The 22,285-nt window shown below is 56.5% G+C and carries 23 protein-coding genes; 6 read left to right on the plus strand and 17 right to left on the minus strand.

Features of this window, described 5'->3' with window-relative positions:
* Positions 1-54 precede the first annotated feature (54 nt).
* From B3R00_RS02885 to B3R00_RS02920, 8 genes are all read right to left on the minus strand, one after another.
* Positions 55-1,242, minus strand: a complete 1,188-nt coding sequence (locus B3R00_RS02885) for a deoxyguanosinetriphosphate triphosphohydrolase (protein WP_286997321.1) — start codon at positions 1,240-1,242, stop codon at positions 55-57.
* A 66-nt stretch (positions 1,243-1,308) separates the two neighbouring features.
* Entirely contained in the window at positions 1,309-2,436 is a 1,128-nt protein-coding gene (aroB, locus tag B3R00_RS02890; protein ID WP_286997322.1) for a 3-dehydroquinate synthase, read from the minus strand.
* 94 nt (positions 2,437-2,530) lie between these two features.
* Positions 2,531-3,082: a shikimate kinase gene (locus B3R00_RS02895; RefSeq protein ID WP_286997324.1), complete on the minus strand. Its 552-nt coding sequence runs from the start codon at positions 3,080-3,082 to the stop codon at positions 2,531-2,533.
* 73 nt (positions 3,083-3,155) lie between these two features.
* Positions 3,156-5,225, minus strand: a complete 2,070-nt coding sequence (gene pilQ, locus B3R00_RS02900) for a type IV pilus secretin PilQ (RefSeq protein ID WP_376747636.1) — start codon at positions 5,223-5,225, stop codon at positions 3,156-3,158.
* Positions 5,225-5,752, minus strand: a complete 528-nt coding sequence (locus B3R00_RS02905) for a pilus assembly protein PilP (RefSeq protein ID WP_286997325.1) — start codon at positions 5,750-5,752, stop codon at positions 5,225-5,227. The genes pilQ and B3R00_RS02905 overlap by 1 nt, the downstream gene beginning before the upstream one ends.
* 23 nt (positions 5,753-5,775) lie before the next feature.
* Positions 5,776-6,462 carry a type 4a pilus biogenesis protein PilO gene (locus B3R00_RS02910; RefSeq protein WP_286997327.1) on the minus strand — a complete coding sequence of 229 codons (687 nt, stop codon included), beginning with the start codon at positions 6,460-6,462 and terminating at the stop codon, positions 5,776-5,778.
* Positions 6,459-7,046 (minus strand): PilN domain-containing protein, encoded by a 588-nt coding sequence (locus B3R00_RS02915; RefSeq protein WP_286997328.1) that lies wholly within the window; start codon positions 7,044-7,046, stop codon positions 6,459-6,461. Before B3R00_RS02915 ends, B3R00_RS02910 begins: the two co-directional genes overlap by 4 nt.
* Entirely contained in the window at positions 7,043-8,122 is a 1,080-nt protein-coding gene (locus tag B3R00_RS02920) for a pilus assembly protein PilM (RefSeq protein ID WP_286997329.1), read from the minus strand. Before B3R00_RS02920 ends, B3R00_RS02915 begins: the two co-directional genes overlap by 4 nt.
* Before the next feature lie 249 nt (positions 8,123-8,371).
* Here B3R00_RS02920 and B3R00_RS02925 point away from each other — a divergent pair, with 249 nt between their 5' ends.
* Complete coding sequence (locus B3R00_RS02925) at positions 8,372-10,759, plus strand: penicillin-binding protein 1A (protein WP_376747635.1); 2,388 nt, start codon at positions 8,372-8,374, stop codon at positions 10,757-10,759.
* Between the two features lie 67 nt (positions 10,760-10,826).
* Here B3R00_RS02925 and cyaY read toward each other — a convergent pair whose 3' ends face one another.
* A complete protein-coding gene (cyaY, locus tag B3R00_RS02930) occupies positions 10,827-11,165 on the minus strand; it encodes an iron donor protein CyaY (protein ID WP_286997331.1) in 339 nt (112 codons plus the stop codon).
* 12 nt (positions 11,166-11,177) lie between these two features.
* On the opposite strand from cyaY, the gene lptM reads away from it, so the two are divergent.
* From lptM to B3R00_RS02945, 3 genes are all read left to right on the plus strand, one after another.
* Positions 11,178-11,363, plus strand: coding sequence for an LPS translocon maturation chaperone LptM (lptM, locus tag B3R00_RS16325; RefSeq protein WP_312425427.1), 186 nt, complete (start codon positions 11,178-11,180; stop codon positions 11,361-11,363).
* Positions 11,364-11,467: 104 nt separating this feature from the next.
* Positions 11,468-12,304 (plus strand): MBL fold metallo-hydrolase, encoded by an 837-nt coding sequence (locus B3R00_RS02940; RefSeq protein WP_284214735.1) that lies wholly within the window; start codon positions 11,468-11,470, stop codon positions 12,302-12,304.
* A gap of 16 nt (positions 12,305-12,320) precedes the next feature.
* The gene (locus tag B3R00_RS02945) at positions 12,321-12,848 is read left to right on the plus strand and encodes an ImmA/IrrE family metallo-endopeptidase (RefSeq protein ID WP_286997333.1); all 528 of its coding nucleotides are present in this window, start codon (positions 12,321-12,323) and stop codon (positions 12,846-12,848) included.
* Between the two features lie 93 nt (positions 12,849-12,941).
* Here B3R00_RS02945 and B3R00_RS02950 read toward each other — a convergent pair whose 3' ends face one another.
* The 8 genes from B3R00_RS02950 to B3R00_RS02985 form a co-directional block, all read right to left on the minus strand.
* Positions 12,942-14,072: an acyl-CoA dehydrogenase family protein gene (locus B3R00_RS02950; RefSeq protein ID WP_286997334.1), complete on the minus strand. Its 1,131-nt coding sequence runs from the start codon at positions 14,070-14,072 to the stop codon at positions 12,942-12,944.
* A gap of 114 nt (positions 14,073-14,186) precedes the next feature.
* Entirely contained in the window at positions 14,187-14,852 is a 666-nt protein-coding gene (locus B3R00_RS02955; RefSeq protein WP_286997335.1) for an SDR family oxidoreductase, read from the minus strand.
* Positions 14,853-14,917: 65 nt separating this feature from the next.
* Positions 14,918-16,108 carry an acetyl-CoA C-acyltransferase gene (locus B3R00_RS02960; protein WP_286997337.1) on the minus strand — a complete coding sequence of 397 codons (1,191 nt, stop codon included), beginning with the start codon at positions 16,106-16,108 and terminating at the stop codon, positions 14,918-14,920.
* Positions 16,109-16,172: 64 nt separating this feature from the next.
* Positions 16,173-17,972, minus strand: coding sequence for a bifunctional isocitrate dehydrogenase kinase/phosphatase (gene aceK, locus B3R00_RS02965; protein WP_286997339.1), 1,800 nt, complete (start codon positions 17,970-17,972; stop codon positions 16,173-16,175).
* Between the two features lie 44 nt (positions 17,973-18,016).
* Positions 18,017-18,679: a carbonate dehydratase gene (gene can, locus B3R00_RS02970; protein ID WP_286997340.1), complete on the minus strand. Its 663-nt coding sequence runs from the start codon at positions 18,677-18,679 to the stop codon at positions 18,017-18,019.
* Positions 18,680-18,729: 50 nt separating this feature from the next.
* Positions 18,730-19,911 (minus strand): isovaleryl-CoA dehydrogenase, encoded by a 1,182-nt coding sequence (locus tag B3R00_RS02975; RefSeq protein ID WP_219163674.1) that lies wholly within the window; start codon positions 19,909-19,911, stop codon positions 18,730-18,732.
* Between the two features lie 53 nt (positions 19,912-19,964).
* A complete protein-coding gene (locus B3R00_RS02980; protein WP_286997341.1) occupies positions 19,965-20,408 on the minus strand; it encodes a PaaI family thioesterase in 444 nt (147 codons plus the stop codon).
* A gap of 55 nt (positions 20,409-20,463) precedes the next feature.
* On the minus strand, positions 20,464-20,883 hold the full coding sequence (locus B3R00_RS02985) for a MerR family transcriptional regulator (protein ID WP_286997343.1): 420 nt from the start codon (positions 20,881-20,883) through the stop codon (positions 20,464-20,466).
* A 106-nt stretch (positions 20,884-20,989) separates the two neighbouring features.
* On the opposite strand from B3R00_RS02985, the gene B3R00_RS02990 reads away from it, so the two are divergent.
* On the plus strand, positions 20,990-21,400 hold the full coding sequence (locus B3R00_RS02990) for a YchJ family protein (RefSeq protein ID WP_286997344.1): 411 nt from the start codon (positions 20,990-20,992) through the stop codon (positions 21,398-21,400).
* Between the two features lie 43 nt (positions 21,401-21,443).
* The gene (locus B3R00_RS02995) at positions 21,444-22,118 is read left to right on the plus strand and encodes an HAD family hydrolase (protein ID WP_286997345.1); all 675 of its coding nucleotides are present in this window, start codon (positions 21,444-21,446) and stop codon (positions 22,116-22,118) included.
* The last annotated feature ends 167 nt before the right edge of the window (positions 22,119-22,285 follow it).

Genomic DNA, 22,285 nt, shown 5'->3' on the forward strand with positions numbered 1-22,285 from the left:
GCAAGCTTGGCTGCAGGCCACAGTGTGATTGGCGCTTGCGCCAGCGCAAGTTCTCTAATTCATCGCAGCAGGCAGCAGTTGCTGCCCGGTGATGCGCGCATGCTCTTTGGCTGCGTAGCGGTCTGTCATGCCAGCCACAAAATCTGCGACTGCACGTGCTCGCGCAGCGGGGCTTGCGGCCTGTTGTGCTCGCCAGGCGAACCGGGGTTTCATCATGGAAGGCTGCGCCATGTACGCATCAAACAGTTCGCGCACCATTTGGCGCGCGGCATCCATGGTGTGCATCACCTGCTCGTGGCGGTACAAATGATGAAATAGAAAGTGCTTGAGCGCTTGGGACTGCGTCTGCATCGCATCGCTAAAGCGCACCAGTCGTTGCCCGTATGCACGCACATCATCCACATGCTGCACACCAGCCTGGGCAATGTGCAGGCGCGTGGTATGAATCACGTCATACACCTGTGCACTCAGCATGCGGCGAATGGTTTCGTAGAGCAGTCGGCGCTGGGCGTGGGGCTGTGCCAGTTGGGGGTATTCAGCCAGCGTCTGCGTATAAAAGTGGGCAAACAAGGGCACCGATTGCAGTTGCTCCAAGCTGATGAGGCCGGAGCGCACACCATCGTCCACGTCGTGGGCGTTGTAGGCGATGGCATCGGCCAAATTCGCCAGTTGCCCTTCCAGAGAAGTTTGCTGTCCTGTCAAAAAGCGTGCAGCTACGCCGTGGGGCTCTTGCGCCTCCAGCTTGAGGGCATTGGCACGCGAGCAGTGCTTCAAGATGCCTTCGCGCGTTTCAAAGGTCAGGTTCAGACCGTCGTATTGCGGATAGCGCTCTTCCAAGTAATCCACCACCCGCAGACTTTGCAGGTTGTGCTCAAACCCACCAAAGTCTTGCATGCAGGCATTGAGTTCATCTTGGCCAGCGTGCCCGAAAGGAGTGTGCCCCAGGTCGTGGGCCAGGCAAATCGCTTCCACCAAGTCTTCGTTCAAACCCAAGGGCCGCGCGATGGAGCGACCCAGCTGCGCAACCTCCAGTGAGTGGGTCAGGCGCGTACGGAACAAGTCACCCTCATGGTTCACAAACACCTGGGTTTTGTACACCAAGCGCCGAAAGGCGCTGGAGTGCACGATGCGATCGCGATCACGTTGGTGCTCTGTGCGCGTGGGGGCAGCGCTGTCTGCATACCTACGCCCCCGTGTGGCTTGCGGCAGACTGGCCCAAGGAGACAACAACGATGCAACCATCCACCCTCCGAATTTCAAGCCAAATCATGCGCTAACGCTTACTGGACGAGCGCTAGCAGCTATCAACTATGCAGTCTGGATACCCACCCCTTGGGCACAGCAGGTATCAATCACTTGCCGCACCAGATGGTCTGGGGCGGAACGCATGGTGGCCTTGCCCGGGCCATCAATCAGCACAAAGCGGATCTCACCAGCTTCTGCTTTTTTGTCCACACGCATGTGCTGCAGGTAGGCGCCCGCGTTGTCTTTGGCATCCAACACAGCGCCGCGGGTAGGCAAGCCGGCGCGTTCAATCAAGCGGGTCAAGCGCGCCACAAAATGCGCGTCCACCAAGCCCAGTTGGAGCGATAAATGGGCGGCCATCACCATGCCAGCCCCCACCCCCTCGCCATGCAGCCAGTTGCCATAGCCCATGCCTGCTTCTATGGCATGCCCAAAGGTGTGACCAAAATTCAAAATAGCCCGCAACCCCGCTTCTTTTTCATCCTGCCCCACCACCCAGGCTTTGATTTCTACGCTGCGCTGCACAGCATGCAGCAGTGCTTGGCGATCGCGCTGGCGCAGCGCATCCATATGCGTCTCCAGCCACTCAAAGAACGCCATGTCCGCAATCGGCCCATATTTGATGATTTCTGCCAGCCCTGCAGACACCTCCCGATCGGGCAAAGTATCCAGCGAGGCCAAGTCACACACCACCAGCTGCGGCTGGTAGAACGCACCAATCATGTTCTTGCCCAGCGGGTGGTTGATGGCGGTTTTACCGCCAACGCTGGAATCCACCTGCGAGAGCAGCGTCGTAGGTACCTGCACAAAGGGCACACCGCGCATATAGCTCGCAGCCGCAAAGCCCGTCATATCGCCGATCACACCGCCGCCCAGTGCGAATAACACCGTTTTACGATCGCAACCATTGGCCAGCAAACCATCAAAAATCACATTCAAGGTTTGCCAGTCTTTGTGTGCCTCTCCATCAGGCAGCACCACCGTATGCACCTTGGCATATTTCGACGCCAAAGCAGCCTGCAGCCGCTGTGCATACAAAGGCTGTACGGTGTCATTGGTCACAATGACTGCTTGCGCAGCAGGCGGACAGTGCGAAAAAGTGGCTGGCGCCCCGATCAGATCGCTGGCAATCACGATGGGGTAGGAGCGGTCTCCCAAATCAATACAAACGGTCTGGCTCTGAGGGGTCACGGCAAGCTTCTTTGTCAACAAACCAAGCCGTATGCGGCCTGGTGAATGGGGGGGTCACTGCTTAAAGCACTAAGCGCTGCGTCTGTTTATACCTTCAATCCGCCACTTCTTCGCTGCAGCCGGGACCGCCCAGCAACCCTGCCAGTTCTGCTTGCATACAAATTTTGCGACTCACTTGCGCGGTATTTTGCCGCGCTGCATCCACCACATAATGCGCGGTTTCCAAGTACAGCGGGCCACGCACCTGCAATAAATCACGCAACCGCTTGAGTGGATCTTCCCCCTGCATCAAAGGCCGCGAGGTATCGGTGCGCAGCCGCCGTGCAATATCTTCGGGCAGCGATTGCAAATAAAACACCGTGCTCAATGCACGCAGCGCCACGCGGTTTTCTGGCCGCAAGACAGCCCCGCCCCCGGTCGAAATCACCGATGCTGTCTTTTCTTGCAAAAGCTCAACCAAAACCTTCGCTTCGACCTCTCGAAACGCGGCCTCGCCTTGGGCAGTAAAAAAGTCTTTGATGCTGCAGCATAGGCGTTGCTCAATCACATGGTCGGTATCAACAAACCGCAGTTTCCATAACCGCGCAAGCTGGCGACCTATGGTGGATTTGCCTGAACCAGGCAAACCGATGAGAGAGATATGCACGAAATTTTCCTGATTCACAGATGCACAAAGACCGCCAGCGGCGGTCTTTGATTGTTACCGATAGCCACAGGCTTCAGTTACGAGCAATCGCATCGGTCACCATTCGGGGGGTGATAAATACCAGCATTTCGCGCTTGGTCGACTCGCGTGTGCGGCTCTTGAACAGATTGCCAACTCCTGGAATATCCCCCAACACCGGCACCTTGTTGACCTGGTTGGTTTCTTCCATTTCAAAGATACCGCCAATTACCACCGTGCCGCCGTTCTCTACCAGCACCTGGGTCTTGATGTGCTTGGTATCAATCGCGACACCCTGCAAGGTGGTTTCACCACGTGAGTCCTTGTTCAAGTCCAAGTCCATGATGATGTTGCCTTCAGGGGTGATTTGCGGCACCACTTCAAGTTTCAGTACCGCCTTCTTGAAAGCCACGGTGGTTGCGCCATTGGGGGCTGTCTGGGTGTAGGGGTACTCCGTACCTTGCTCAATCACGGCTTGCGTCTGATCCGCCGTCAGCAAGCGCGGGCTGGAGATCACCTTACCCACGCCTTCTGCTTCCATGGCTGACAGCTCCAAGGATAAGAAGCGGGTGAGCCCCGAGTTAAAAATACTCAAGGCCAACGTTCCTGCAGTGCCACCGGTCGACAACCCAGCAGGCAAGTTCACAAACGGCGAGTTGGTCGTAGTTCCAAAACTGTCGTAACCACTCCCTATGCTGCCACGACCTGCCCTGTCATAACCACCGCCAAACTTCACACCCAGCGATCGACCAAACGTATCTCGCGCCTCGACAATCCGCGCTTCAATCAGCACTTGTCGCACTGGCACATCCAGCTTTTTCAACAAATTGGTAATTTCTTCCAGCTTGCTGGACGTATCAGTCACAAATAACTGGTTGGTACGTGGCTCGGCAATCGCTGAGCCTCGCGTTGACAAGAATCTCGTGCTGGCCTCGCTATTGCCACTGTTGTCCGCAATTTGCTTTTTCAACTCTTCCGCCTTGGCGTAATTGATCTGGAAACCTTGGGTACGCAAAGGTTCCAGTTGCTCAATATTGCGTGCGGCTTCAAAGTCTCGTTTGGTACGTTCGTCGATCTCATCTTTGGGGGCGATCCACAGCACGTTGCCGTTTTTCTTCATCCCCAAGCCTTTGGCCTCCATGATGATGTTCAAAGCTTGGTCCCAAGGCACATCTTTCAAGCGCAGGGTCAAAGAACCACCTACCGTATCGGAAGTCACGATATTGAAATTCGTGAAATCCGCAATCACTTGCAGCAGCGAGCGCACTTCAATATTTTGAAAGTTCAACGACAGGCGCTCCCCAGTAAAGCCAGGGCCTCTCGTCAGCTTCGTAGGGTCTGTCTTTTTAGGGCGCACTTCCAGCACAAACTGGCTATCACTCTGGTAAGCGCTATGCTCCCACTCACCGGTAGCTTCTACCTGCAGACGCACCCGGTCAGCCTGCTGGCTTGCCGTGATACTTTGTACTGACGTTGCAAAGTCCACGACATCCAAACGGCGGCGCAAGCCTTCCGGCAAACTCGTCTTCAAGAGATCAATGGTGAGGCCTTTACCCTCGGTACGTACATCGGCACTCACCATGGACGAACCCAGGTTGACGATCAATCGCCCCGCCCCATCTGCTCCTCGTCGAAAATCCACGTCTTTCAGCGCAGCCGCCCCATCTTGAGGCGCCGATGGTGCCAATGCACGCCGACTGGACGAGCTAGCTGGCTGTATCGCCGCCGCTTGCTGCACCGGATCCAGAAACACCAAAACCGTGTTTCCGCTCACTTCCGTGCGGTAGGTGGTGGCAGCTTTCAGGTTCAACACAAGACGTGTTCGCCCAGAGGCTTCAACGACATTCGCAGTATTCAAATTTCCCTGTTGAATATCCACCAATGAATGCCCCATCGCATTGCTTGTGTCAGGAAAATCCAGTGCGATCCGCGCTGGAGACTGGATAGAAAAACCAGTTACGGGCTGGGCCAAAGGCTCGGAAAGCTCAATGCGCACCACCTCCCCACCGCCTTGCATGGAGCCAGTTACAGACTGCACACTGGCAGCCCAAGCATGCGCCGTCGCTAAAGCAGTCATAGAGACAACGAACCAGCGGAAAGGTACCAAACTTTTCTTGTGTTGCATTATTTGCTTCCCTCTTGCAGATCAAGCGTTGTCATTCTCTCCACCCAATCACCCGTGGCATCTTGAACGATTTCTCTCAGCTTGATACTGTGCTCCCCGATTTGCAAAATACGACCGTAGTTTTGCCCGAGATAATTACCAGTCTTCACCTGATAAATCAGCTGATTAACGCGCAATAAAGCAGTGTCTTGCCCATCTTTACGCATACTACCAACCATCGACATGCTATCTAACGGATAGCTTTCCAACTCTTCTTTGCGACGATTTTTCTCTGCCAGCAAAAGTGCCATATTAGACGTATTTTGAGCAGATTCTCTGCTTAAAACTTGCGTAAGCTTGAGCATATTAAAGGGATCCATCCCCTGAGATGCCGTATAAGCCTGTGGCGTAAAAACAGAGGGTTCTTTCAGTGGTTGAACCCTTGGCTTGGTCACGGCTTTTTGCGATGCGATCCACTCTCGTAAATCACCATGCTCCTCACCCCAGCACCCCGTTAACAAAAGCAATGCTGCACACTGAGAGATCATGAGTTTTTTATATATCATTTCCCTCAAGCCCCTTTACCCTTTTTCTTTTGAGCCTGCGTCTTACGCTGTGCGCTCACCTCTTCTGCATCTAGATACCTGTAGGTTCTAGCTGTTGCATCCAGCACCAATACACCATCCGCTCCTTTAGGAGCTATAGAAATATTGTTTAGCGTCACAATACGCGGCAAGTGTGCAATATCCGAGGCAAACAATCCCATATCATGAAAGCCCCCTGAAATTTTCACTGAAATCGGCAACTCTGCATAATAGTCATTAATTGCTTCTGAGCCAGGCTTGAATAATTCAAACTGCAAGCTACGTCCTAAGCCAGCTTGATTAATGTCTGAGAGCAACGCAGCCATTTCTGATTTGCTTGGCAATTGCTTCTCTAACTGAAGCACATACTGCTGCACTTGCTCTCTCTGTCTTTTCAAGCCATCCAAGCTGACTGCCTTTAACAGCTTTTTTTCATAATCTGCTCGCAAACTCACTTCGGAAGAACGGGCCGCTTCCAGATCTTGTTCATAGCTGCTCAAATAAAGATACCAAGCTATTCCAATAGTAAAAATCGCGATACCAACACAGAGAAAAAATTTTGGCAGAAATGGCCATAGCGAAGGATCTTTAGGATCCAAATTCTGAAACTGCGTTTTTAGCTCTTGAAAATGCAATTTAATATCAACAGAGCTTTTCCGAGATGATTTGATCATGGATTCCCACCTCCATTTGCATCTGCGGGAAGAATCAGAGAAAACGTCAAATTAAAATTTACCACCTTGCGTTGATCCTTCGGTGACAACGCCACGCTCCCTGCGACGATTTCCTTAAGATTGGGCTTGGTAAACCAAGGCGTTCCTCCTGACAGGTTTCGTAAAACCTCTGAAACACGCTCATTGGACTGCGCAACCCCTTTCATTTCGACCATTAATCCTGTTTGCTTTAAAGAGGTGATATAAACCCCTTCTGGGAGCTGGCGCACCAACTCCATCAATAAATGCACAGGTAAATTTCGATTTGCTTGCAAATCCTCCACGGCCTTTTGTCGCTCTCTTAAGGCAGTGATTTCCCCTTCAAGACCTTCAATTTCTTTGATCTGCTGATTGAGAACTGCAATTTCTGACTGTAGAAATGCATTTCGGTCCTGCTGCTCTTGAATGCGGATCTGGAACCACCAATAGATCAGCCCAACCACCAAAATCCCTGCAATCACCGACATAAACATCGTGATCTGAAACGCTTCTTTGCGCCGCTTGCGTGCAGCTTCACGATGAGGCAGGAGGTTAATCAAAATCATGACAAGAACCTCCGCATGGCCAAACCACATGCTGTGAGGTACATCGGTGCATCATTTTTCAATTTGCTTTGATGCACAGTGGCTGCAAACGACATCTTCTCAAAAGGATTCAGCAAATGAACGGGTAGTTTTATCTGCTCTTGCACCGCTTGCACCAACCCTTGCACCCCTGCACTTCCTCCAAACATCGCAATGTGCTGAACGCTGTGGTAAGGAGTGCTCGTGAAGAAAAACTGCAACGCACGCATGATGTCTTGCGCCATACCAGATACAAACGGATGCAGCACCGCCTCTGCATAATCAGCAGGCAACTCTCCCGTCCTCTTTTTGAGCTCAGCCTCCTCAAGGCTTATGCCATATTGACGTGCAATCAGCTGTGTCAGTTGCGCGCCTCCCAAGCCTTGCTCGCTGTCATGCAAGACCTCGTCGTTGCGCACAATCTGCAAACTGAAATTTCGTGCACCCACTTTGATGAGGGCAATCAAATCCCCCTCGCCTGCATTCGGCAGTTGCGCAATCCAGCGACCCGCAGCTAGACGTGATGCGTACGACTCCACGTCCACCACAACAGGCTTTAATCCAACTAAGACAGCCAAATTGTTAACTTCTTCGACCTTCTCTTTGCGCGTGGCGGCCAAGATGACATCAACGTCCGAAGGATTTTTGAGGTTGCGCCCAATGACGCAGAAATCCAAGCTCACTTCATCCAAAGGGAAGGGAATGTATTGACTGGCCTCTGACTCCACCTGCACTTCGAGCTCTTGCTCACTCAACGCACCTGGAAGAATGATTTTTTTTGTAATGACTGATGAGTGCGACAAGGCTAGCGCGACGTGTTTTGCACGTGTCCCACTTTTTCTCAGCAGCCGCTTCAGTGCATCCGCAACCTCATCAAATTTTTCGATATTGCCGTCGACCACCCAATCACTATCCAAAGCCTCCGAAGCACAGCGCTCCAAGATCCAAGCGCCTTGACCATCTTGATTGAGTTCGACGAGCTTGATTGCTGATGAGCTGATATCCAGACCAATAAGCGGATCAGGTTTCCGCTTAAAAAGGGATCCCATAGAGATCACAGGCCCCTCCCTTCCCGTTTCATTTTGATGAATAGAAAATCACAATTCGAATGCATGCTATCAGCAAGGGTATAAATCGACCAAGTGCCCATCATCGTCCTCCGATGCAGCACCGTTGCCAAAAGCACACGCTTTGATCCTTATCAGCCTAGCTTCGCTGCCAAAGGTTGGTTCTGCACGACACATCCCTTGAGATCACCCGCCTAGAGTGTTTTTCTATAATGCTTTTCCCCATTTGAGTGGAGCGACATGCCTACCTCTCCCGAATCCGGCAAACAGCCATCTTCAACACAAAAAAACGCCCCAAAACCTCGCACGCACTGGCTGGTGCGTGCATTGATTTGGCTCTTTGGCCTCGCTGTTGCAGGCGCACTGGCTCTTGGCATGGTGATTGCTGTTGCACTGGCAATGGCATACCCCAACCTGCCGGATGTTTCTGAGCTTGCAGACTACCGCCCCAAGCTGCCGCTGCGGGTCTACTCTGCAGAAGGCGCCTTGATTGGCGAATTTGGCGAAGAGCGACGAACGCTCACACCTATTGACGAAATCCCCAAAGTCATGGTGGATGCAGTCCTTGCGATCGAAGACACCCGCTTTTTTGAACACGGTGGCGTTGACTACAAGGGCATGCTGCGCGCGGCTTTGGCCAACTTGGGCAAAGTGAAAAGCCAAGGAGCCTCAACCATCACCATGCAGGTCGCACGGAATGTGTACCTGTCCACGGAAAAGACCTACACCCGCAAGATCTATGAAGTGCTTCTCACTTTCAAACTGGAGCACCTTCTGACCAAGGAGAAAATTCTTGAGATCTATATGAACCAGATCTTTTTAGGTCATCGCGCTTATGGCTTCGCAGCAGCCAGTGAGGTGTATTTTGGCAAGCCACTGAAAGACGTGACCGTGGCAGAAGCAGCGATGCTGGCCGGCCTGCCTAAAGCACCTTCTGCCTACAACCCCATCAGCAACCCCAAGCGCGCCCGCATCCGCCAGCTGTACATCATTGAACGCATGGAGGAAAACGGGTTCATTACTGCTGAGCAGGCCCGCATCGCGCGTGAAGAACCTCTGCAACTGCGCAACGCCGGCCGCAGTGGCGGAGTCAATGCAGACTATGTTGCAGAAATGGCGCGCCAGCTGGTCTATGCACAATATGGCGATGAAGCCTATACCCGCGGCTTGAATGTCTACACGACGCTCAATGCAGGTGAGCAAGAAGTCGCGTATACCGCTTTGCGCAAAGGCATCATGGACTACGAGCGCCGCCAGCGCTATCGTGGCCCCGAGAAATTCATTGCGCTACCTAATGACAAGGCCGCACTTGAAGATGTGATTGATGACACCCTGGCACAGCACCCTGACAACGGGGATGTTCTTGCTGCCGTAGTTTTGCAAGTCGCAAACCGCTCTGTAACCGTGCAACGCCCTGATGGCCAAACATTGGTCATTAGCGGGGATGGGGTGAAGCCTGTCGAATCCGGTCTGAGCGATAAAGCTGCGCCCAACATCAAAATTCGCCCTGGCGCTGTGATACGCATTATCGAAACGAGCAAAGGCAAGTGGTCTGCCACGCAGCTCCCTGAAGTTGAAGGTGCATTTGTTGCGGTAGACCCTCGCACAGGTGCCATCCGCGCCTTGGTGGGCGGCTTCGACTTCCAGAAGAACAAGTTCAACCACGTCACACAGGCGTGGCGCCAGCCCGGCTCCACCTTCAAGCCGTTCATATTCTCTTCTGCGCTTGAAAAAGGCCTGAGCCCAGCGACGCTCATCAACGACGCGCCCTTGGTCTATGGTGCCAGCGTCACCGGTGGTCAGCCTTGGGAGCCTCGCAATTACGACGGCAAGTTTGAAGGCCCCATGACCGCGCGCACCGCATTAGCCAAGTCACGCAACATTCCTTCGATTCGTGTACTGGACTTCACCACACCGAAGTTCACACAAGAATGGATTACCCGGTTCGGGTTTGATGCCAGCCGACACCCCGCCTATCTGACCATGGCACTGGGTGCTGGCTCGGTCACGCCCATGCAGATGGCAACCGCTTTCTCGGTCTTTGCCAATGGTGGCTACCGCATCAACCCCTGGCTGATTGCCAAAATCACCGACCACAAAGGACGTGTGCTTTCCGAATTCACCCCAAAGCCTCTGGAGCAGCAAGAGCGAGCAATTGACGCACGCAACGCATTCGTGATGAACAGCATGCTGCAAACCGTCGCCAAATCAGGCACCGCAGCGCGGGCACAAGCCACGCTCAAACGGCCTGATTTGTACGGAAAAACAGGCACTACCAATGATGCTGTGGATGCCTGGTTTGCGGGCTACCAGCCTACGTTGGCTGCCATCACATGGATTGGCTACGACAACCCACGCAATCTGGGCTCGCGCGAAACCGGGGGTGGCCTGAGCCTGCCTATCTGGATCAGCTTTATGCAACATGCGCTCAAAGACGTGCCCGTTGCCAGCTATCCAGTGCCTGAGGGATTGACCAACATGGGAGGTGAATGGTTCTTCGATGAGTTCATTGGCTCTGCAGGTGTCACCAGCCTCGGCATGGATGCGGGCTACCGCAGCCCCGATGAACCCACGGAAGCGCCCCCCCCCGAAGAGCGCAATCGCATCCTTGATTTATTCCGCAATTAGCGCGTGTCAACAAAAAAGCCCAGTGTGAACACACTGGGCTTTTTTCATAGGTGCGCTGCGCTTTTAGCTACGCCAGCGTCGCAGAAAAGGTCAGCGACAAGCCCGATTGCTCACTGGCAAAGCGGCTCAGATTGGCAAAAAATTCGCCACTGCCCTTGGTACCTTGCCACTGCGCGCCGTCGAACTTATAGTGAAAGCCACCCGCTTTGGCTGCCAGCCAAATTTCATGCAGTGGCTTTTGCTGGTTGATCACAATTTGCGTACGGTTAGCAAACACCAAAGTCACCATACCGCCTACACGCTGTGCATCAATGTCTGCATCCACATCGTCATTAAGGCGGTCACAAGACTGTTCAACTGCCATCAACAGTTGTTCCGCTTTATCTAAATATTCAAGGTCGGTCATTACAATTCACTCATGTTGAATGCTTACCAAATTTTAGTCAGGTGCATTGTCCTTGCCGTTTGTACGGCAGCACTAGGGGCTTGTGGGCAGCGTGGAGATCTGTATCTACCAACAGAGCCTGCCGCCCAAGGGCGTGCCTCTTTGCCTGATGCCGTGGTTCCCACTATGCCCGCACGTGGAACCACTACCCAACCCTAAGCCTTGCCCCGCTACCGCAGCAAGGCCAGCTGCTTGCGCTGCATCAAGCGTTAAAACGACTGGATCTCCTAGAGTAAACACCTTTCACTCTTTGCCCCAGTTCCATGGCCATTGAACTCTACCGCGACAAAACCCACGCTTGCCTGATGTTCACGGACCTGATGGAAGAAGATGGTCAGGCCGTTCAGTGCAACCAGTTTTTGATTGTCGACCACGGTACTGGAGCCATCATCGATCCGGGCGGCAATTTGGCTTTCAATGAGCTGTTCATGGGCATGACGCGGCACTTCCCACCGCAAAAGCTTTCCTATGTGATTGCATCCCATGCTGACCCAGACATCATCGCGTCTTTGGATCGCTGGATGACCAGTACCAAGGCATCGCTGGTCATCTCGCGCGTCTGGGAGCGTTTTGCCCCGCACTTCACCAAAGTTGGCAAAACCGAAGACCGTGTAATTGGCGTGCCAGACAGTGGGGCCCGTCTGCCTCTGGGCCAAAGCGAACTCATTTTGCTGCCTGCGCACTTTATGCATTCGGAAGGCAACTTCCACTTCTACGATCCCATCAGTCGCATCTTGTTCACAGGCGACTTGGCGGTCTCAATGACCTCTGGCGCTGAAGCGCGCAAGCCCGTGGTGAATGTCCAAGCACACATTCCACGCATGGATGCGTTCCACCGACGCTACATGGTTTCCAACAAAATTTTGCGTCTCTGGACCAAGATGGCGCGGCAGTTGGACGTACAAATGCTGGTGCCGCAGCATGGTGCCCCCATCATGGGCAAACGTGCGGTTGAAGACTTTTATTGCTGGATTGAGAACTTGGAATGCGGCATTGATGTGTTCAATGAAAGCAACTACCAAATCCCCGGCGCCTATATTGACCCCGTGACACGCCAAATCCGCGCAGCGCCACTCGCAGCGATGACCGAAGCTTCCTGAGGAGATAATGCCGCCCATGGCATTGTTGGCAGAAGGCATCCTCAAGCTGCACTGGGATCAATCCATTCCCGTAAACGTAGCGCACATCGTCAAGCAAATGCGGGTGCGCCTACAGCTGCAACCCGATCTGCCTGCCAGTGCCGTGTTGTCGATTGCTACCGACAATCAGGCGCACATCACCCTGCAGTCCAGCCTGCCCAGCGTGCACCAGCGTTATGTCGTGGCCCACGCGCTGGCACACGTCGCGCTGCACCATTTGCGCCCCGGCATGACCCAGGCCATCCATATCAGCACAGACTTTCGCCTGGACTTTGGCCTGCGCCACATGGCTGAAGCCAACGACTTTGCGCTACGCTTGCTCTTGCCCGAAGTGGCCTTGCGTTACGCCGTGCAAACCATGCAAGCCCGCGATTGGGAAGAGCTGGCCCATGCCTTCGCGGTGCCCACCTTGTTTATCAAGCAGCGCATGGCGGATGTACAGCTGGATCTGCCCCGCGCCACCCCGCGCCACTTGCGCGGCTTTACCATCGACTTGGAACCCTGAGCCACGCAGCTTCGTAGCGATTGGCCGTGCCATGTGCTCTGTGCCATGGGGCCAACAATCGCCACGCAGCTAACTTAACACCTGCGCACCGGATCAGGCCAGCGCCCGCTGAATCAGAATTTTCTGCACATCGCTGGTGCCCTCATAGATCTGGCACACCCGCACATCGCGGTAAATGCGCTCCACGGGGAAGTCGCTCACCACGCCATAGCCGCCCAGTGTCTGGATCGCAGCGCTGCACACACGCTCGGCCATCTCACTGGCAAACAGCTTGGCCATAGCAGCCTCTTTGAGGCAGGGCTGCCCTGCATCGCGCAGGCTGGCGGCGTGCCAGATCAGCTGGCGGGCCGCTTCAATCTGCGTGGCGCAATCGGCCAGCCTGAAACCCACGGCCTGGTGGTTGAAGATCGGCTGGCCAAAGCTCTCGCGTTCTTTGCTGTACTGCAGCGCGCATTCAAACGCCGCACGCGCCATGCCCACGCTTTGGGCAGCAATGCCAATGCGCCCCCCTTCCAGCGCGCTCAACGCAATCTTGTAGCCGTCGCCTTCGGCTCCGATGAGGTTCTCGGCCGGAATGCGGCAGTGGTCCAAGTTGATTTGCGCCGTGTCGCTGCTGTGTTGACCCAGTTTGTCTTCCAGACGCGCCACCACATAGCCGGGGTTGGAGGTGGGCACCAGGAAGGCACTCATGCCTTTCTTGCCTGCCGCTTTGTCCGTCACCGCAATCACAATCGCTACGTCACCGTTTTGGCCGCTGGTAATGAACTGTTTGACGCCGTGAATGACGTAGCCCCCCCCCTCTTTGGTGGCGGTGGTGCGCAATGCCGAGGCATCGGAGCCCACATGCGGCTCCGTCAGGCAAAACGCGCCCAGCATTTCGCCCCGGGCCAACGGGGTCAGCCACTGCTGTTTTTGCGCTTCGCTGCCATAGCGCATAAGGATGGCGTTGACCGGGCAATTGGTCACGCTGATCACGGTGCTGGTGCCGCCATCGCCAGCGGCAATTTCTTCCAGCACCACGGCCAGGGTGACGTAATCCAAGCCCGCGCCACCGTACTGCTCCGGCACGCACAGGCCATAGCAGCCCAGCGCGGCCAAGCCTTGGTGCACATCTTTCGGGAAATGATGCTCTTTGTCCCAGCGGGCAGCGTGCGGCGTGATTTCTGCCTGCACAAAGCTGCGCACGGCATCGCGGATCATTTGTTGGTCTTCGCTCAACAGCATCTTGTCTCCTTGTCTTTTTAAAAAAGAGAGCTGCTTGTGCGCTGTGTGTTTAGCTTTTTATGCAAAAACACTTTGAAATCTTTATAAATCAAGCGCAAGCAGCTATGGTTTTAATTACCAGTCTTCCCAGCGGTGGCCGTCATAGCGCACCAAGGCACCTTTGTCGGCCTCATCCAACTGCGCCACCGTGGCCAGCATGCCGTGCACGCATTCCTCCACGGTGATGAGTGCGCCTGGGCCGCCCATGTCGGTCTGCACCCAACCCGGGTCCATCGCCACCACCCGTGTGCTTTTCCATGCATCTTGGGCGCAGGCCACCACCATGTTGAGCGCTGCTTTGCTGGTGCGGTACAACCAGGCGCCGCTTTCAGCCTGTGACAGGCGCGACATCATGCTGCTGATGCACACCATGGTGCCGCCAGCGGCTTCCACACACGGCATGACTTGCGGCAGCACCTGCATCAAGCCCAGCACATTGGTGTGCATGACGCGGTCAAAATCTTGCTGCGTGGGCGGGGTGTGGGCGCTGGCGCCATCCCAGGCACCGGCCACGTACCACGCCTGATCCAGCTCCACCCCATCCAGCAGCCAGGCCAGCCCGCTGACACTGGCGGGCTGCGCCACATCCACCACCAGCACTTCGGCGCCTGCAGCACGCAAGGTCTGCGCATCGTCGGCTTTGCGCACGGTGGCAATCACGCGATCGCCCCGCTCCAGACAGGCTTGCACCACGCCACGCCCAATGCCGCGCGATGCCCCGATGACCAAGACCGTTGCCATGCCGACTCCTTTTGGTACGAAATAGGCTTCTAGCGCTGGATGAATAAGCGCCAGAAGCTCTCTTTTTACAGCAGCTCAATCGCCATGGCGGTGCCTTCGCCCCCGCCAATGCACAGCGTGGCCAGGCCTTTTTTCTTACCATGGCGCTGCAGGGCATGAATCAGTGTGACCAGAATGCGCGCACCGCTGGCGCCAATCGGGTGGCCCAGCGCGCAGGCGCCGCCGTGCACGTTGACCTTGTCGTGCGACACCTTCAGCTCGGCCATCAGCGCCATGGGTACCACGGCAAAGGCTTCGTTCACTTCCCACAGGTCGACGTCTTCCACAGTCCATCCCGCCTTCTTTAGCGCCTTTTCGGTCGCGCCCACGGGGGCGGTGGTGAACCACTCGGGGGCCTGGGCGTGCGTGCCGTGGCCGACGATCTTGGCCAGCGGCTTGCAGCCCAGCGCCTGGGCGGTGGATGCACGCATCAGCACCATGGCGGCCGCGCCGTCGTTGATGCTGGAGCTCGACGCTGCAGTGATGGTGCCGTCCTTCTTGAACGCAGGTTTCAGGCTGGTGATCTTGTCCAGCTTGGCCTTGGCGGGGCCTTCGTCCACGCTGATGGTGACTTCGCCCTTGCGGGTTTTGACGGTGACAGGGGTGATTTCGGCATCAAACGCGCCGCTTTGGGCAGCGGCCTGTGCACGCTGCACGCTGGCAATCGCGTAGGCATCTTGCTGCTCGCGCGTGAACTGGTATTTGGCGGCGCAGTCTTCGCCAAAGGTGCCCATGCTGCGGCCAGCTTCGTACGCGTCTTCCAGGCCATCGAGCATCATGTGGTCGTACACCTTGTCGTGGCCCATGCGGTAGCCCGCACGGCCCTTCTTCAGCAGGTAAGGCGCGTTGGTCATGCTTTCCATGCCGCCGGCAATCATCACATCACGGCTGCCCGCAATCAGCTGGTCGTGGGCGAGGATGGTGGCTTCCATGCCTGCGCCGCACATCTTGGACAGCGTCACGGCGCCCGTGCTCTGCGGCAGCCCGCCCTTAAAGCCGGCCTGGCGCGCTGGGGCCTGGCCCTGGCCTGCCATCAGGCAGTTGCCAAACAGCACTTCTTCGACTTGCTCGGGGGCAATGCCGGCGCGCGCTACCGCGGCCTGGATGGCTGCACCGCCCAAGTCATGGGCGGCCAGATCGGAAAAATCGCCCTGGAAAGCGCCCATGGGCGTGCGCGCGGCGCTGACGATAACAACGGGGTCTTGGTGTTGGGGCATATCAAAGTCTCCTTGTGGTGTAAATCTGTGCCAATCCATCAAACAACGTACCGCGGGTGATGCGCTAATGCACCACGTCGGGCAGCAGCCGCCGGCTGCGCTCATAGGGGAAAACATCGTGCACATGGCCTTGCGCAATGCGCGCCTGGTGTGCCTTCCAGAAATCGGGGGTGAGCAAATCGGCGTGGTAGCGCATGAACACATCGCGCACCGCCGGATGGGCCAGCAAAAATGGCTCCATCGTCTCGGGAAAGACATCCTTGGGGCCCACGCGCCACCAGATTTCGCTGCTCATTTCTTCTTGCTCGTTGCGCGGCTGGGGCACCGCACGGAAGTTGCAGTCGCTCAGGTATTCAATCTCGTCGTAGTCGTAGAACACCACCTTGCCGCCACGGGTCACGCCAAAGTTTTTCCACAGCATATCGCCCGGAAAGATGTTGGCGGCCACCAAATCTTTGATGGCATTGCCGTACTCCAGCACCGCACGCTCCAGCGCTGCACGTGGTGCGGCATGCTCCAGGCCCGCATCCATGCACTCTTTGAGGAACATGTTCAGCGGCAGCAAGCGGCGCTCGATATAGAGGTGGTCGATGATGACTTCCAGCTGCCCATCGCCATCGCGGTCACTGATTTCCACGTGCTTGCCCGCCTGGGTTTGCAGCGCCTGCAACAGTTCGGGCGCAAAGCGCTCCAGCGGCAGGGCTACCAGGCTGTATTCCATGGTGTCGGCCATGCGGCCGACGCGGTCGTGCAGCTTGACCAGGCGGTACTTGGCCTGCACCTCCTGGCGCGTGGTTTCCTTGGGCGCGGGAAATTGGTCCTTGATGAGCTTGAACACGTAGGGAAAGCTGGGCAAGTCAAACACCAGCATCACCAGGCCCTGAATACCCGGAGCAATGCGAAACTTGTCCGTGCTGTGCCGCAGGTGGTGCAGCAAATCACGGTAAAACATGGTTTTGCCCTGTTTGGCCAAGCCTAGGGCGCTATAAATTTCGCCGCGCGGCTTGCGTGGCATCAGGTGGTGCAAAAACTCGACATAGGCACTGGGCACGGCCATGTCCACCATGAAATACGCACGCGCAAAGCTGAACAGGCCGTGCAAGTCTTCCTCATCGAACAACACGGCGTGCAGCACCAGCCCACGGCCATCGCTGGTGTGCAAGATGGGAATGGCCAGCGCAATCTCGGTGTAGCCGGTGATGATCTTGCCCACCACATAGGCGCCCTTGTTGCGAAAAAACAAGCTGCTGAGCACCTGAATCTGCAAATTGGCGCGCAGCGTCAGGCCTTGCAGCCGCTGGCGAATGCGTGCGGCCAGCAAGGTCACATCACGCCCCAAGTTTTCAAACTTGGCGTGCAGCGCAAAGTGCCCCATCACGCTGTGCAACGTAGGCACCAACGCATCCAGGCTGCCTGGGTAAAACGCCCGAAAGGCAGGGGCACCGGGCACATCCAGATACTCGGTACTGACCACGGGCCGCACAAAAATAAAGTCGTTGTGAAAGTGTGTGCGGTGCAGAATTTTGGTGGTGACCGAGTTGAAGAAGGTCTCTGCCAGCTCGGGCTGCAAGTGCCCCACCATCAGGCCAATGTAATGCAGCTTGACCTGCTGCCACACGGCCATGGGCTGGGTGTCGGCCGCAAAGGTCTGGGTCAGGTGCTGCACACACTCCTGCACCCGCTGGTCGTAAAAAGCCATGCGCTCGCGCTGGGCGCGCTGCTGCGCCACCCAGTCGGCCTGCTCAAAGTAGCCTTTGGCCGCCTGGGTGGCTGCCCGAAACCGCTGATAGTGGCGGTTGACGCCATCCATCATCGCTTGGGCGATGTCATAGGCCTGTGGAGCATCCAGTCGCTGGGGAAACATGGTGAAATTTCTTGCTGCTACAGGCTATGGCATGCGCTGCGACCTCAGCCGCGCTGTCGCTCTGCGACTTTTTTCACTGCTTCTTGGTGGATTTCATGCAAGCCACCGACGCCGGGGACTGTCATCTCCAAGTTGGTGATCAAGCCGTTTTTCAGGCTGTAGCACCAGCCATGCAGCGACACCTGCTGACCACGCGCCCAAGCGTCACGCATCACCGTGCTTTGTGCAACGTTCACCACCTGTTCAATGGCGTTGAGCTCGCACAGCACATCGTGGCGGTGCTGCACCGGCGTGGCCATGATCAGTTCGTAGTGCTTGTCACGCACATCGCGCACATGGCGGGTCCAGTTGTCCACCAGACCCAGGCGCATGCCTTCCAGCGCCGCCAGCACGCCGCCACAGCCATAGTGGCCCACCACCATCAGGTGCTCCACCTTCAGGTGATCGACCGAGTACTGGATGGTAGACAGGCAATTCAAGTCACTGGGCACTACCACATTGGCCACATTGCGGTGCACAAAGATTTCCCCGGGCTCCAAACCCGTGATCTGGTTGGCTGGCACGCGGCTGTCAGAGCAGCCAATCCACATGTATTTAGGTTTTTGCTGCGCCATCAACCCGGTAAAGAAACCGGGGCGATCGCATTCCATCTGCGCTGCCCATTCTTTGTTGTGGACAAACAGCTGTTCGATGGAGTTAGTGGTCATGTGAAGGTCCTTTTTCTGTCGAAAAACACAAGGCTGGACAGCAGGTTTCCTTAGCAAGTTTCCGCAAACAACTCACGGCCAATCAGCATGCGACGGATCTCACTGGTGCCAGCGCCAATCTCGTAGAGTTTCGCATCTCGCCACAAACGGCCCAATGGGTATTCGTTGATATACCCATTGCCACCATAGATTTGGATGCCCTCACCGGCCATCCAGGTGGCCTTTTCCGCACACCACAAAATCACGCTGGCGCAGTCTTTGCGCACCTGACGCACGTGGTCGGTGCCCAGCATGTCGAGATTTTTGGCCACGGTATACGCAAACGAGCGGCCCGCCTGCAGCACGGTGTACATATCGGCCACCTTGCCTTGGATGAGCTGGAACTCCCCAATGCTTTGGCCAAACTGCTTGCGGTCGTGGATATAGGGCACCACGTTGTCCATCACGCTTTGCATGATGCCCAGCGGCCCGCCCGTGAGCACGGCACGCTCGTAGTCCAGCCCGCTCATGAGCACCTTGGCACCGTTGTTCAAGCCACCCAAAATGTTTTCCGCAGGCACTTCGACGTTGTGGAAGACCAGCTCGCCCGTGTGGCTGCCGCGCATGCCCAGCTTGTCGAGCTTTTGCGCAATGCTGAAGCCCGGCATGCCCTTTTCAATCAGGAAGGCAGTCACGCCGCGTGCGCCCATTTCAGGCTCACTCTTGGCATACACGACCAAGGTGTCGGCATCGGGGCCATTGGTGATCCACATCTTGCTGCCGTTGAGCAGGTAGTAGCCGCCCTTGTCCTCGGCCTTGAGCTTCATGCTGATCACGTCCGAGCCGGCGCCGGGCTCGCTCATGGCCAGTGCGCCCACGTGCTCGCCCGAAATCAGTTTGGGCAGGTATTTTTGCTTTTGCGCTTCGGTGCCGTTGCGGTTGATCTGGTTCACGCACAGGTTGGAGTGCGCGCCGTAGCTCAGACCCACCGAGGCGCTGGCGCGCGAGATTTCCTCCATGGCCACCATGTGCGCCAAATAGCCCATGTTGGCGCCGCCATACTGCTCCGGCACGGTGATACCCAGCACACCCAGCTCACCAAATTTTTGCCAGACATCCATGGGAAATTGGTCGCTGCGGTCAATCTCCCCCGCGCGCGGCGCAATCTCGGTTTGCGCAAATTCCCGCACGGCATCGCGCAGCGCGTCAATGTCTTCACCCAGCTGAAAGTTCAGGCCCGGCAGATTGTTCATGGTCTTGTCTCCTTGTGTGCTAATGGGTGGGCGGCGGCTGTCTGTGCAGCGCTTTATTTGCCCGCGATACCTTCGCGCCCGTGCACCGCCATGAGCGTGCACTGCATGGTGGCGCAGAGTTTTTCTTGGCCGTTGTCGATGGCATAGGCGCGCCCTTCTGCCACCACGATGGTGCGACCGGGTTTGAGCACCCGGCCTTCGCAGCGAAAACGCTGGCCCTGCGCCGGCGCCAGCAGGTTGATCTTGAATTCGATGGTCAACACACCGGCGTCCTCGGGCATCAGACTGAATCCCGCGTAGCCGCAGGCCGAGTCCAGCGCGGCTGACAGCATGCCTGCGTGGATAAAGCCATGCTGCTGCGTCAGCCCCGGCGCCCAGTCAAAACCAATGTCCACCGCGCCTGCCGCCAGGTGCGTGATCTGGGCGCCCAGCGTCTGCATGGCACCTTGCAAAGCAAAGCTCTCTTGCACACGCTGCAAAGCGTCAAAACCGGCCATGTTGTCTCCTTGCCGTTATGGAATTTTGGCGTTACGCCTTTTACGTTAACGTCAATTATGCAGCTTTTGGCTTGGTAAGTTTGCGCAGCAGTGCTTTGGCTTCTTTTTCTTGCGCACGCACCTCTTCCAGCGTAGCTTGCAGGTCTTCCATGCGCTCTTCCATTTGCTGGCGGTGTTTGCCCAGCACTTGCAAAAAACGCTCCAGCTGCACGCTGGTGTCGCGCGGGCTGTCGTACATGTCGATGATTTCTTTGGCTTCCACCAGCGACAGCCCCAGCCGCTTGCCCCGCAAAACCAGGCGCAAGCGCGTGCGATCACGCGGGCTGTACACGCGGGTGCGCCCACCGGCACCTTGGCGCGTGGGCTCCAGCAGGCCCATGTCTTCATAAAAGCGGATGGCGCGGGTCGTCAGGTCAAACTCTTGCGCCAAATCGCTGATGGAATAGGTCTGGGGGGCGGGGGTCGTCTTGCTCATGGCCGCGATTATTGACGTAAACGTCAACCTCGCCCAGCCCCTGTCGCCACAGGCGGTCATTTTTTGGCACAGAATCAGGCTCGCCCTGCTTTTCATACACTCCCCCATGCTTTTGCCGCCCAGCGCCGCTTGCCCTTGCGGACGCACCCACCCCAAAGGCCACGTCTTGGCCTACGCAGATTGCTGCGCACGCTTTGTGGAGCACTTTGACACCACGCCCGCCCCCGATGCCGAGCACTTGATGCGCTCGCGCTACAGCGCTTTTGTGCTGGAGCATGCGCCTTATCTGCTTGCAACATGGCATGCCAGCCAGCGCCCTGCAGCGCTGGACTTTGAAGCTGGAGCCAAGTGGCTGGGCCTGCAAGTCAAAGACTTCCGGGCAACGGGTGCCGACACCGCAGAAGTGGAGTTTGTGGCGTGTTTTCGGATTGCTGGCCGTGCGGTGCGCCTGCATGAGCGCAGCCGCTTTGTGCGCGAAGACGGCCGCTGGTTCTATGTAGACGGCGATCAGTTTTAAGAATTTTTAACCTCTAGCGCTTGCCCATCTTGCGCTGATAGCTATGCAATTTAAAGCCATCTTGTTCGACTGCGACGGCGTGCTGGTGGACAGCGAACTCATTACCAACCGCGTGCTGCACGGCATGCTCAACGAATCGGGCTGGGTACTGTCTGAAGACGACTGCATGCGCATCTTCATCGGTAAAACCGTGCGCAGCGAAACTGCACGCATCGAAACCGAAACCGGCCAACCTTTGACCGATGCCTGGATGGCCGAGTTTTACGAACGCCGCAATGCCCGCCTGCGCGCGGAGCTGGTGGCCATTGAGGGCGCGCTGGATGCTGTCCAAACCGTGCACCAGCAACTGAATGGAAAGATCGCCGTGGCCAGCGGCGCGGACAAGCCCAAAGTCATCATGCAGCTCGACAAAGTGGGCATGCTGCCTTTCTTCGGCGCGCATGTGTTCAGCGGCCATGATCTGCCCCGCACCAAGCCCTGGCCCGATGTGTACCTGGCTGCCGCAGCGTCGCTGGACATCGCGCCGCAGCGCTGTCTGGTGATTGAAGACTCGGTGCCCGGCCTGACCGCGGGCGTGCGTGCGGGTGCCACCGTCTGGGGCTACTGCCCCCAGGTCAATGCCCACTCCACCCCTGAGCAGCTACTGCAAGCCGGTGCCACCCACGTTTTTGACAACATGGCCGACCTACCACGCTTGCTGGCACAAGCCAACCAATAGCCTTTTTCTAGAAACAGGAGCGGGCAGCGCATTGATTGCAAGCTTTTCACATGCTTTTGATACGCAAGTGCTTGTTTTAACTGCGCTAGCTGCTCCTTTTTTCTAGCTAAGACCGCACCCGCAGATGGCGGCTTTGCTGCCCATGCCTGCAGAGCACAGAGTGCAAA

The sequence above is a fragment of the Comamonas sp. UBA7840 genome (genome assembly GCF_002501455.1).
GTDB classification, from domain to species: domain Bacteria; phylum Pseudomonadota; class Gammaproteobacteria; order Burkholderiales; family Burkholderiaceae_C; genus Comamonas; species Comamonas jiangduensis.